10 protein-coding genes are annotated in these 12354 nt (G+C 72.0%); 5 read left to right on the top strand and 5 right to left on the bottom strand.

The genetic code is table 11. The features are described from left to right. Positions 1-222 precede the first annotated feature (222 nt). On the top strand, positions 223-2307 hold the full coding sequence (locus CP970_RS23950; RefSeq protein ID WP_055557006.1) for a HelD family protein: 2085 nt from the start codon (positions 223-225) through the stop codon (positions 2305-2307). Positions 2308-2521: 214 nt separating this feature from the next. On the opposite strand, the gene CP970_RS23945 is transcribed toward CP970_RS23950, so the two are convergent. The 3 genes from CP970_RS23945 to CP970_RS23935 all read right to left on the bottom strand — a co-directional run bounded on the left by CP970_RS23945 (position 2522) and on the right by CP970_RS23935 (position 6316). After that, positions 2522-3109: a DUF2165 domain-containing protein gene (locus CP970_RS23945; protein WP_150493867.1), complete on the bottom strand. Its 588-nt coding sequence runs from the start codon at positions 3107-3109 to the stop codon at positions 2522-2524. Between the two features lie 99 nt (positions 3110-3208). Beyond that, the gene (locus tag CP970_RS23940; protein WP_055556679.1) at positions 3209-3898 is read right to left on the bottom strand and encodes a copper homeostasis protein CutC; all 690 of its coding nucleotides are present in this window, start codon (positions 3896-3898) and stop codon (positions 3209-3211) included. Between the two features lie 141 nt (positions 3899-4039). Then, positions 4040-6316 (bottom strand): heavy metal translocating P-type ATPase, encoded by a 2277-nt coding sequence (locus CP970_RS23935; protein ID WP_055556677.1) that lies wholly within the window; start codon positions 6314-6316, stop codon positions 4040-4042. Between the two features lie 169 nt (positions 6317-6485). Here CP970_RS23935 and CP970_RS23930 point away from each other — a divergent pair, with 169 nt between their 5' ends. After that, entirely contained in the window at positions 6486-7460 is a 975-nt protein-coding gene (locus tag CP970_RS23930) for a hypothetical protein (protein ID WP_055556675.1), read from the top strand. Here CP970_RS23930 and CP970_RS23925 read toward each other — a convergent pair whose 3' ends face one another. Next, a complete protein-coding gene (locus CP970_RS23925) occupies positions 7461-8111 on the bottom strand; it encodes a CatB-related O-acetyltransferase (RefSeq protein WP_055556672.1) in 651 nt (216 codons plus the stop codon). Between the two features lie 76 nt (positions 8112-8187). Next, the gene (locus tag CP970_RS23920; RefSeq protein ID WP_055556670.1) at positions 8188-8865 is read right to left on the bottom strand and encodes a maleylpyruvate isomerase family mycothiol-dependent enzyme; all 678 of its coding nucleotides are present in this window, start codon (positions 8863-8865) and stop codon (positions 8188-8190) included. Between the two features lie 102 nt (positions 8866-8967). Here CP970_RS23920 and CP970_RS23915 point away from each other — a divergent pair, with 102 nt between their 5' ends. From CP970_RS23915 to CP970_RS23905, 3 genes are all read left to right on the top strand, one after another. Further along, entirely contained in the window at positions 8968-9624 is a 657-nt protein-coding gene (locus CP970_RS23915; RefSeq protein WP_055556668.1) for an HD domain-containing protein, read from the top strand. Between the two features lie 42 nt (positions 9625-9666). After that, positions 9667-10749, top strand: a complete 1083-nt coding sequence (locus CP970_RS23910) for a GNAT family N-acetyltransferase (protein WP_191094946.1) — start codon at positions 9667-9669, stop codon at positions 10747-10749. A 368-nt stretch (positions 10750-11117) separates the two neighbouring features. After that, positions 11118-12347 carry a Cmx/CmrA family chloramphenicol efflux MFS transporter gene (locus CP970_RS23905; protein WP_055553649.1) on the top strand — a complete coding sequence of 410 codons (1230 nt, stop codon included), beginning with the start codon at positions 11118-11120 and terminating at the stop codon, positions 12345-12347. The last annotated feature ends 7 nt before the right edge of the window (positions 12348-12354 follow it).

Genomic DNA, 12354 nt, shown 5'->3' with positions numbered 1-12354 from the left:
CGCGGGTGCGGCGTGGCTGGTCGCGCAGTTCCCCGCGCCCCTTCGGGGGCGCACACGGCCCGCCGGGAAATTCGTTGGCCCCGTCAGCTATCGCTGACTTAGGATGCCCCCTTCCCCGCCTCCCCCGTGGAGCGCCGCCGCCCGGACGGAAACCGGTCGGCACCTCGCAGAGCATGAAGCAGAGGCCCGCACACGAACCCGTAGAACCGCCGGAGGCACCCCGTGCACGCGCACGCCCAGTCCGAGCCCGCCCCGTCCGGGGCCGACGACTCCCAGGACCCACTCGCCCGTGAACGCGGGCACCTCGCCGCATCCCGGGCCGCCCTGCGCGCCATGCGCGAGGACGCCGAGGCCCTCGACATCCGTGACGTCACCGCGAACTGGGTGAACGCCGCGGTCCTGCAGCGCCAGGTCGACGAGCGGATCAAGTCCCTCGCCGATCTCGCCCACACGCCCCTGTTCTTCGGACGGCTCGACTATCTGCACGCGCCGGGCGCCGAGCGGGCCGAGGGCGCGGCGGGCGAGGAGTTCTACATCGGGCGGCGGCACGTGCACGACGCCGACGGCGATCCCATGGTCATCGACTGGCGCGCGCCGGTCTCGCAGCCGTTCTACCGGGCCTCCAAGAAGGACCCGATGGACATCGCGCTGCGCCGCCGCTTCGGCTACACGGGCGGCGACCTGACCGCGTACGAGGACGAGCACCTCAGCGACGCCACCGAGGACGAGCGCACCAGCAAGCTCCTCCAGCAGGAGATCGAGCGGCCGCGCGTGGGCCCGATGCGGGACATCGTCGCCACCATCCAGCCCGAGCAGGACGAGATCGTCCGCAGCGATCTCGGCGGCAGCGTGTGCGTGCAGGGCGGTCCCGGGACCGGCAAGACCGCCGTCGGTCTGCACCGGGTCGCCTATCTCCTGTACGCGCACCGGGAGCGGCTCGCCAGGACCGGCACGCTGGTCATCGGGCCCAACGACTCCTTCCTGCACTACATCGAGCAAGTGCTTCCCGCGCTCGGCGAGTTGGAGGTCAGGCAGGCCACCGTCGACAGCCTCGTCGCACACGTGGAGGTGCGCGGCACGGACGAGGCGCCCGCCGCGCTCGTCAAGGGCGACGCCCGCATGGCCGAGGTCCTCCGCAAGGCCGTCCGCTCGCACGTCACGCTGCCGACGGAGCCGCTGATGGTCGTGCGCGGCTCGCGCAGATGGCGGATTCCGGCGTACGAACTGGAGGAGATCGTCCAGGAGTTGCTGGACCGCGACATCCGCTACGGGGCCGCCCGCGAGGCGCTTCCGCAGCGCATCGCGCACACCGTCCTGGTCCGCATGGAGCAGTCAGGCGAGGCCCCCGACGACCGGGTGCAGGACGCGGTGGCCCGCAACGCCGCCGTGAAGGCGACGGTCAAGGCCGTCTGGCCGCCGGTCGATCCCGCGAAGCTGGTGCTGCGGCTGCTCTCCGACGCGGAGTTCCTCGCCGAGCACGCCGACGGCGTACTGAGCGAGGAGGAGCAGCGGGCCGTGCTCTGGGCGAAGCCCGCGCGGAGCGTGAAGAGCGCCAAGTGGTCGTCCGCGGACGCCGTGTTGATCGACGAGGCGACCGATCTCGTCGCGCGCACGCACTCGCTCGGGCATGTGGTGCTCGACGAGGCGCAGGACCTCTCCCCCATGCAGTACCGCGCGGTGGGGCGGCGCTGCACGACGGGCTCGGCGACGGTCCTCGGCGACCTCGCGCAGGGCACCACGCCCTGGGCGACGCGGAGTTGGGACGAGGCGCTCGGGCATCTCGGCAAGGGGGACGCCGTGGTGGAGGAGCTGACGGCCGGTTTCCGTGTGCCGCGCGAGGTCATCGCGTACGCGTCGCTGCTCCTTCCCGACATCGCGCCGGGCCTCGCCGAGGTCAACTCCGTGCGTGAGTCGCCCGGTTCGCTCGCGGTGCGCGGGGTCGGCGCCGACGAGCTGGACGCGGCCTGCGTGGCCGCGTGCGTGGAATCGCTGCGGCAGGAGGGTTCCATCGGGCTCATCGCCGCCGACGCGCGCATCCCGGCGCTTGCCGCCGCGCTGGCTTCGGCGGGGCTCACGTATCTCTCGCCCGGTGAGGAGACGACGCCCGACACCCGGCTGACGCTGGTGCCCGCGTCGCTCGCGAAGGGTCTTGAGTACGACTATGTCGTGCTCGACGAGCCGTCGGCGGTGGTGGGTGGCGAGCCCGATGAGCGCACGGGGCTGCGCCGGCTTTACGTGGCGCTGACCCGTGCGGTGTCCGGGCTCGTCGTTGTCCACGCGGGGGATCTGCCTGCGCAGCTGGCCTGAGGCCCGGCGGTACGTCTGGCGCGGGTGCGTCGTGGCCGGTCGCGCAGTTCCCCGCGCCCCCTAAAGAGCGCTACCCGAGCCGACCGGCACTTCAGGCTCGGGCCCGCCGTGGCCGGTCGCGCAGTTCCCCGCGCCCCCTAAAGAGCGCTACCCGAGCCGACCGGCACTTCAGGCTCGGGCCCGCCGTGGCCGGTCGCGCAGTTCCCCGCGCCCCCTAAAGAGCGCTACCCGAGCCGACCGGCACTTCAGGCTCGGGTTCGCCGTGGTCTTCGCGCAGTTCCCCGCGCCCCTTAAGGGGCTCTGTGGGCGGTGTCAGCAGTGTTACCAGGAGCACCACGCCCGCCAGTGTCACCACCCTCGTCGCCGAGTCGAGGCCGTTCCAGGATTCCGACTGCCACATGGCGAACCACTCGCCGCCGACTCCGATGAAACCCGCCCCGAAGAGCAGCAGGAGCATCAACAGGCCTGCCGTGCCGACCAGTCGGGCCGTGCGCACGGGCCTTCGGCCGCGCAGTGCCCCGGTCCAGAGCACCGTCGCCGCGATGAGCGTCAGCGCGGCGACGGTCTCCCAGACGATGATCGCCACGTACGCGGCGTCCTGCAGCGCCGTGGACTCGATCGCGCGCCACATCAGGTCGTCGTCCTTGAACGTGGTGTCCATCGCGAGGACATGGCGTACGAACTGCTGGTTCGTGCCGAAGTCCGTGATGTTCCCGAACACCACGAGGGTGATGTAGAGCGCGACGGTCCCGGTGAGCAGCGTCGCCGCGACGGGCAGCGCCCGGTCCTTCGGTGTGGGCATGAAGTCCCCTCCTTTGTCACGACAGTTGTACCGTGCCCCATAAGTGGTGCTCCGTGAGGGGCACGGGGAACTGCGTGGTCAGCCGGGGACAGCCCGCCGTCAGCCGTCGACCGCCGCCCGCCACGTGGCGACGGCCTGCGCCGAGACGGGAGCGTCCCACCCGTCGGGCCGCGCCGCGCCGCCGATGTGGAACGCGTCGACGCCCGCCGCCTTGAGGCCCGGCAGGTGGTCGAGCCGCAGCCCGCCGCCGATCAGGAGCTGCGGCTCGTACCCGGGCTCCCCGCCCCGCGCCGCCTCGGCGAGCAGTGTCGGCAGTCCGTCGTCGACCCCGCCCGCGGCGCCCGCGGTGAGGTAGGTGTCCAGGCCCGGCAGGTCCGCGAGCTGCTTGCGCAGGGCGTCGCGGTCGGCGGCTCTGTCGATCGCCCGGTGGAAGGTCCAGCGGCAGCCGTCGACGGCTGCCACCAGCGCTTCGACGGCCGTCATGTCGGGGCCGCCCGCCTCGTCGAGGAAGCCGAGCACGAACTCGTCGGCGCCCTCGCTCCTGAGCTCGTGGGCCCTGCGTACGAGCGCGTCGACGTCTCCGGCGGCGAACCCGTCGGCGAGGCGCAGCATGACGCGCAGCGAGATGTCCACACGGGCGCGGATCTCGGCGAAGGTCTCGCGCGACGGTGTCAGGCCGTCGGCGGCCATGTCGGTCACCAGCTCCAGGCGGTCCGCACCCCCGGCCTGGGCGGCGACGGCGTCCTCGGCATCGAGGGCGATCACCTCCAGGACTGCACGCTTGCTCATGGCTGTCTCTTCCTTCTGATCGCGATCCCAGTCACATAGGTCTAGTCCAATTAACAGCCTACGCGCAGAACACCCCGGCGCGAGCCGAGTCGCTCGCACCGGGGTGACATCGAGGAGTACGGGAGTGATCGTAGGGGTGAATCAGGACAGCGGCTTGAACCCCCGCAGACGCAGGCTGTTGCCCACCACGAAGACCGAGGAGAACGCCATGGCAGCGCCCGCGATCATCGGGTTGAGCAGCCCGGAGGCGGCCAGCGGCAGCGCGCCGACGTTGTAGGCGAAGGCCCAGAAGAGGTTCGACTTGATCGTGCCGAGGGTGCGGCGCGAGAGCCTGATCGCGTCGGCCGCCGCCCGCAGGTCACCCCGTACGAGAGTGAGGTCGCCCGCCTCGATCGCGGCGTCCGTGCCCGTGCCCATCGCGAGACCCAGGTCGGCCTGCGCGAGGGCCGCGGCGTCGTTCACGCCGTCGCCGACCATGGCGACGCTGCGCCCCTCGGCCTGCAGCCGCTTGACCACGTCGACCTTGTCCTGCGGCATCACCTCGGCGATCACGTGTTCGGCGTCGATGCCGACCTCGGCGGCGACCGACACCGCGACCGCCGTGTTGTCGCCGGTCAGCAGGATCGGGGTGAGGCCGAGCGCCCGCAGCCGCTGGATCGCCTCGGCGCTGGTGTCCTTCACTGCGTCGGCGACCTCCAGGACCGCGCGCGCCTCGCCGTCCCAGGCGACCGCGATGGCGGTACGCCCGGCCGCCTCGGCCTCGGCCTTGGCGCGCTCAAGGGCCACCGGAAGCTTGATCGCCCACTCGTCGAGCAGCTGGGTGCGTCCGACGAGGACCGCGTGCCCCTCGACGACACCCTGCACACCGAGGCCCGCGATGTTCGCGAAGTCCTCGGGTACGGGCAGGGTGCCGACCTCGGCGGCCGCTCCCGCGGCGACGGCGCGGGCGATGGGGTGCTCCGAGGAGTGCTCCAACGCACCGGCCAGGCGCAGGACTTCGGTGGTGCTGGTGCCGGGGGCGGTGTGCGTGGCGAGCAGGGTCATCTTGCCGGTGGTGACGGTGCCGGTCTTGTCGAGGACGATCGTGTCGACCTTGCGGGTGGTCTCCAGGACCTCCGGGCCCTTGATCAGGATGCCGAGCTGGGCGCCGCGCCCGGTGCCGACCATGAGGGCGGTCGGCGTGGCGAGGCCGAGGGCGCAGGGGCAGGCGATGATCAGGACGGCGACGGCCGCGGTGAAGGCGGCGGTCAGTCCGGAGCCGTTGCCGAGCCAGAAGCCGAGGGTGGCGAGCGCGAGGCCGATGACGACCGGCACGAACACCGCGGAGATCTTGTCGGCGAGGCGCTGGGCCGCGGCCTTGCCGTTCTGCGCGTCCTCGACGAGCTTGGCCATGCGGGCGAGCTGGGTGTCGGCGCCGACGCGGGTGGCCTCGACGACCAGGCGGCCGCCGACGTTCAGGGTGGCTCCGGTGACGGCGTCACCGGAAGCGACCTCCACCGGCACGGACTCGCCGGTGAGCATGGAGGCGTCCACGGCGGAGGAGCCCTCGACGACCTTGCCGTCGGTGGCGATCTTCTCGCCGGGCCGGACCAGGAAGCGGTCGCCGACCGTCAACTCGCCCACGGGGACGGTCTCTTCGCGCCCGCCGTCGCGCAGGACGGTGACGTCCTTGGCGCCGAGCTGGAGCAGCGCCTTGAGGGCGGCCCCGGCCTTCCTCTTGGAGCGGGCCTCGAAGTACCGCCCGGCGAGGATGAACGCGGTCACGCCGGCCGCGGCTTCCAGATAGATGTTCCCCGCGCCGTCGCTGCGCGCGATGGTCAGCTCGAAGGGGTGCGTCATGCCGGGCGTCCCGGCCGTACCGAAGAAGAGCGCCCACAGCGACCAGAGGAAGGCCGCGGACGTGCCGACCGAGATCAGCGTGTCCATGGTGGCGGCGCCGTGCCGGGCGTTGGTGAAGGCCGCCTTGTGGAAGGGCCAGGCGGCGTAGGTGACGACGGGCGCGGCGAGGGTCAGCGAGAGCCACTGCCAGTACTCGAACTGCAGGGCGGGGACCATCGCCATCGCGATCACGGGCACGGAGAGCAGCACCGCGACGGTCAGCCGCTCGCGCAGCGGCCGCAGCTCGTCGTCGGCCGCGCGCTCCGCCGCGCCGTCCGCGTCGCCCTCCTCACGTACGGGGGCGGGCTCCTGCGCGGTGTATCCGGTGGCCTCGACCGTGGAGATCAGGTCCTGTACGGAGACGTCCGCGCCGCGGTAGGTGACCTTGGCCTTCTCGGTGGCGTAGTTGACGGTCGCCTCGACGCCGTCCATCCGGTTGAGCTTCTTTTCGATGCGGGCGGCGCAGGAGGCGCAGGTCATGCCACCGATGGCGAGTTCTACCTCTGCCGCCTCGATGGGGCTTGGGGTGGTGGTGGACATGTCCGCGGGCTCCTCGCGACGGGATCCTGATACCCAGGGTGGGTACCTCTGACGTGATCCATATATACCCCTGGGGGGTACCGAACGCAAGAGGGTGGGCCAGCCTTGACTTGATACCCCTAGGGGGTATCTTCAATGGCATCGAAACCAATCGGAACAGGGAGCAGTCATGAACACCGGACTGAAGATCACCGCATTCGCCGCCGCCGTCGCCGCGACCTTCGGAACCGCGTACGGCGTGGGCAAGGCCGTCGACCCGGTCACGGACGAGACGCCGACGGCCCGGCACGGGGAACACGACGGCGGCGGGCAGGAGAAGGGGACGCACGACGGAATGGAAGGGGAAGGCGGCGGCGCCAACCCGCCCGGCGGCCTCCAGATCTCCGAGCGCGGCTACACGCTCGACCTGAAGACCTCGCGGCTCACGGCGGACAAGAAGCAGAGGCTCAGCTTCGCCGTCGTCAAGGAGTCCACGGGCAAGAACGTCACCGCGTACCAGCTGGAGCACGACAAGGAGCTGCACCTCATCGTCGCCTCACGCGACCTGACGACCTACCGCCACCTGCACCCGGTCCGCGCGGCCGACGGCACCTGGTCGACCTCGGTCGAGCTGCCCGACGCGGGCGGCTACCGCGTCTTCGCCGACTTCCGCCCCCAGGGCGCGAAGGAGGGCCTGACGCTGGGCGCGGACCTCGCGGTGGCGGGTGCGTACGAGCCGAAGGACGTGCCCGCGCACAACACCACCGCGACGGTGGACGGCTATGACGTCACGCTCAAGGGCGAGCTGAAGACGGGCGCGGGCGGCGACCTCACGCTGAGCGTGGCGAAGAACGGCAAGCCGGTGACCGACCTCCAGCCCTACCTCGCCGCGTACGGCCACCTGGTGGCGCTGCGCTCGGGCGACCTCGCCTACCTCCACGTACACCCGAACGGCGAGCCCGGCGACGGGAAGACGAAGCCGGGCCCCGGCATCTCGTTCATGACGGCGGCGCCGAGCAAGGGCACGTACCGCCTGTTCCTGGACTTCAAGCACGAGGGCAAGGTCAGGACGGCGGCGTTCACGGTGCACGCGGGCGGCGGGGCGGCGCGGGACGAGGCGGGGAAGGACAAGGCCGGGCAGGACGGCGGCGGCCACCAGCACTGACTAACGGGGCGCGGCAGCCGCCAGTTCATCGACGCTGCCGGACATGACGGCGCGGACGTGCTCGGTCAGATGCTCGACGGGCCAGTCCCACCAGGCGAGTTCGAGCAGCCGCTCGACGTCCTCGTCGCCGAACCGGCGGCGGATCAGCTTGGCCGGATTGCCGCCGACGATGCCGTAGTCAGGGACGTCGTCGACGACCACGGCGCCCGAGGCGATGACGGCGCCGTGGCCGATCCGCACGCCCGGCATGACGGTCGAGCGGTAGCCGAACCAGACGTCGTTGCCGACGACCGTGTCGCCCCGCCCCGGCAGGCCGCTGATCAGGTCGAAGTGGTCGCTCCAGGACCCGCCCATGATCGGGAAGGGGAAGGTCGAGGGGCCGTCCATCCGGTGGTTGGCGCCGTTCATGATGAACCGCACGCCTTCTCCCAGCGCGCAGTACTTGCCGATGACCAGCCGCTCGGGACCGTAGTGATAGAGCACGTTCCGCGTCTCGAAGGCGGTCGGGTCATCGGGGTCGTCGTAGTACGAGAAGTCACCGACGTCGATCAACGGCGAGGTCACCAGCGGCTTGAGCAGCACCACGCGGGACTGGCCCGGCATCGGGTGCAGCACGTTCGGGTCGGCGGGCACGGCAGCACCGGACGGCATCGCGCAACAACTCCTCGTGAGACTCACTGGTCGGACGGGCCCGCCCATGATCCATCATCATCCGCCATGATCCTCGTCAGCCGAAGAGAATCAACTCCTTTTCCGTGGCGCCCGCGAGCTCGTACCGCGTGCCCGTGAGCGGTCGCCCGGATATCAGCCTGATCAGCACCGGCGCGTCCCCGATGTAGCGGGCGGGCGGCCGCTTCCCGTCGGCGACGCCCAGCGTCAGCGGCTCGTCCGTGCCGTCGACGTCCGCGTGCAGGTGCAGCGAGGACGCGGCGTGCGCGCCCCTGCTGAACTGTTCCAGGAGCGGCAGCGCGTCCACGAGGCCCGGACCGCCGTACGCGCCCGGCTTCCCCCACGCCTCCCGTACGTCACCGGCGTGCACCCACTCCCCCAGCGCGACCCCGTCGAGGCGCCCCTTCGCCGCGGCCATGGCCGCCCCGGCCTCCGTCATGCCGCGCTCCAGCTCGTCCACGACACGGGAGTTGGACCAGTCGGCGCGCTCGGCGATGTCGCGCTCATTGGACTCCGGCGAGTACACGCCCTCCTCGAAGCGCCCCTCGACCACCCGCATCAGCGCGGACCCGCAGTGCGCGAGCAGCTGCCGCACGGTCCAACCGGGACAACAGGTACGCACCGCGTACGCGTCGTCGGGCGCGGCCCGCAACAGCGGTACGAGAAGGTCGCGTTCGGCCCGCAGGAGCCGTCCAGCGCGGTCGGGTTCGTAGTGCGCGTCAGTGGTCGCAGTCATGGCCGCAGCCAACCGTGCGGGACGCGCCCGTGGCAACGGGCACTCGTGAACCCCCACGTGGGGCACACCCATGGGGGGTATGTGGATGACTAGGGTTCACCCATGGCCGACGAAAAGGACCTCCACGCCCGCTGGGCCACCACGCTGCGCCGCACGACCGAGGGCGGCGCCCTGGAGAGCGGCGCTCCCGACCCCGCCCCCTACGCGGAGCGCCTCCTCGCGCGCTGGTCGGAGCCGCAGCGCAAGTACCACACCACCGATCACCTGGCGGCGGTCCTGGACCACGTCGACGTACTGGCGGAGCACGCCGACGACCCCGAACTCGTCCGCCTGGCCGCGTGGTTCCACGACGCGGTGTACGCGCCGGACCGCTCGGAGAACGAGGAACGCTCCGCGCGCCTCGCCGAACGCGCCCTGACCGAGGCGGGCCTGAGCGAGCGGGCCGTGGCCGAGGTGGCCCGCCTGGTCCGCCTCACCGTCACGCACGACCCGGCCGAGGACGACCGCAACGGCGAGGCGCTGTGCGACGCCGACCTGGCGATCCTGGCGTCGCCCCCGGACGCGTACGCGGCGTACGCGGCGGCCGTCCGCGAGGAGTACGGCTTCGTGCCCGACGAGGCGTTCCGCTCGGGCCGGGCCGAGGTCCTGCGCCAGCTCCTCGCGCTTCCGCGCCTGTTCAGGACGCCGTACGGGGTGGCCAACTGGGAGGCACCGGCGCGCGAGAACCTGACCACGGAGCTGGACCTGCTCGCCCCGTAAAACCGAATGCTCCACGCGCGCCCCTCCCCGTACTCTCTGCGCATGCTGCTCATGTGTGGGGACCGGATCGACGAGGCCGTCGCGTACGCGGCGAAGACGCTGCGTGCGACGGTGGACCGGGACTGGAGCGGGTCCGCGGACGGGCTCGACTGGGACTGTCTCAAGACGGCGGAGCACATCGCGGGCTGCCTCGTCGCGTACGCGGGTCAATTGACCGGCCGGGCCGCTTCCGGCTACGTGCCCTTCGAGGTCGCGCTCGACGAGGGCACGGGTCCCGAGGACGCGATCCGGGTGATCGAGGCGACCGGCGGCATCCTGGCCTCCGTGGTGCGGACCACGCCGCCCGGCGTACGGGCGTACCACCCCTACCCGCACGGCAGCGCGGACGCGGCGGGCTTCGCGGCGATGAGCGTCGCGGAACTCCTTCTCCACACGTACGACATCACGCGGGCGCTCGGCGTCGAAGCGGAACCGCCCGCCGAGCTCTGCGAGTCGGTGCTCGCGCACCTCTTCCCGCACCTGCCGCCCGCGCCGTCGGGGCAGACCCACTGGGCGGCCCTGCTCTGGGCCACCGGGCGCGGCGCGCTCGCCGGGCGCGAACCGGTCGGCCGCTGGCGCTGGCACAACACCCTCACGATCCCCGCGGGCCCCGTCACCCTGAGCGAGGTCACGCCCGCCGCGGCGGCCGATCTCGCGTCGGGCGGCACGGGTGGGTTCACCTGGATCGAGGGCGGCCCGTTCGACGGGACGCGCGTCGCCGCGGAGATGGTGACCAAGTCGTACGCGGCGGGGACGCACCGGCCCGCGTGGGGCATGTACGCGCTCATCCGTGCCGAGGACGGTCTCGCCGTCGGCGGCATGGGCTTCCACGGGGCGCCCGACGAGGAGGGCTGTGTGGAGGTCGGGTACGACTTGGCGGTGGCGGCGCGGGGGCGGGGTTACGCCACGGAGGCGCTGCGCTCGCTGTCGCAGTGGGCCCTGGCGCGCCCGGAGGTAACGTCCCTCCTGGCCCAGACGGACCCCACGAACGCCCCCTCCCAATCGGTCCTCACCCGCACGGGCTGGACGCGCCTCCCTGACAGGGGCACCACTCACGCGTACGGCCTGCGCCGCGCCTCCCAGTAGGAGCCCCAACCCCGCCGCTCCGCGGCGGATGCTTCCCCACCCGCCCACCTGTATCTCCCAGACGGGCGTGGCCAGTAGGGGCCCTGGCGGGAACCCCCACCGGGCCGCAGCCGCGAGCGCTCCCGAGGGGACGTGGGGGTATGTGCGAACGGAGCACAGTGGAGACCGAGGCAAGGAAGCAAACCCAATAACCCCCACCCCGGGATGGCGAGTACGCACATACCCCCGCGGCCCCGCCCCACAGCCGAACCCAAGGCGGCGACACCAGCCCAAGCGAACCCGCTCAGGGAATCGAACCCCCAGCCCCAACGTTCTCACCTGTTATGCCGAACTCCGCTCACGGCGCAGCCGCCCCCACCCCCACCCGCATGCCCATAGCCGTCTACATGCTCGGCCTCGCCGTCTTCGCTCTCGGCACCAGTGAGTTCATGCTCTCCGGCCTCCTCCCGCCGATCGCCGACGACATGAACGTCTCCATCCCCCGCGCGGGCCTCCTCATCTCCGCCTTCGCCATCGGCATGGTCATCGGCGCGCCGCTCCTCGCCGTGGCCACCCTGCGCCTGCCCCGCCGCACCACCCTCGTCACCCTCATCACCGTCTTCGGCCTGGGCCAGGTCGCGGGCGCCCTCGCGCCCAGCTACGAAGTCCTCTTCGCGTCCCGCGTGATCAGCGCGCTCGCCTGCGCGGGCTTCTGGGCGGTCGGCGCCGCCGTGGCCATCGCGATGGTCCCGTTCAACCAGCGCGCCCGCGCCATGGCCGTGATGATCGGCGGCCTCTCCATCGCGAACGTCCTCGGCGTCCCGGCAGGCGCCTTCCTCGGCGAGCACTTCGGCTGGCGCTCCGCGTTCTGGGCGGTCGGCGCCGCCTCCGCGATCGCCCTCGTCGGCGTACTGACGCTGATCCCCCGCATCCCGCTCCCCGCGGAGAAGCCGCAGCTCAAGAAGGAACTGTCCATCTACGGCGACCGCCAGGTCTGGCTGTCCGTCGTGATCACGGCCCTCGCCGCGGGCGGCGTCTTCTGCGCGTTCTCGTACCTCTCCCCGCTCCTCACCGACGTGGCGGGCCTGGACAAGGGCTGGGTCCCGACGGTCCTCGGCCTGTTCGGCGCGGGCGCCCTGGTCGGCACGGCGATCGGCGGCCGCTTCGCGGACGCGCACCTCTTCGGCGTCCTGCTCAGCGGCATCGCCGCGTCCACGGTCTTCCTGGTCTCGCTGGCCCTGTTCGCCGCCACCCCGGCCGCCGCGATCACGCTGAGCTTCCTGCTCGGCGTCTCCGCGTTCTACACGGCCCCGGCGCTGAACGCCCGGATGTTCAACGTGGCGGGCGCCGCCCCGACGCTCGCGGGCGCGACCACGACGGCGGCGTTCAACCTCGGCAACACGGGCGGTCCGTGGCTCGGCGGCACGGTGATCGACATGGACTTCGGCTACGCGGCTACCGCGTGGGCGGGCGCGGCGATGACGGCCGTGGCGATCGTGGCGGTGGCCCTCTCCCTCCGCCTGCACCGCAGGACGCCGAGCCTCGTGGTCACCACGTCATCGGCAACGGGGCACACGCCCGCACCGGCCCACACCGACGCACCGGAGCTCCACCGCTGAGAAGCCG

Origin of the sequence: Streptomyces kanamyceticus (assembly GCF_008704495.1) — a bacterium.
GTDB lineage: Bacteria > Actinomycetota > Actinomycetes > Streptomycetales > Streptomycetaceae > Streptomyces > Streptomyces kanamyceticus.
Note: the sequence above shows the minus strand (reverse complement) of the source record. Positions and strands in the feature narration are given on the sequence as shown.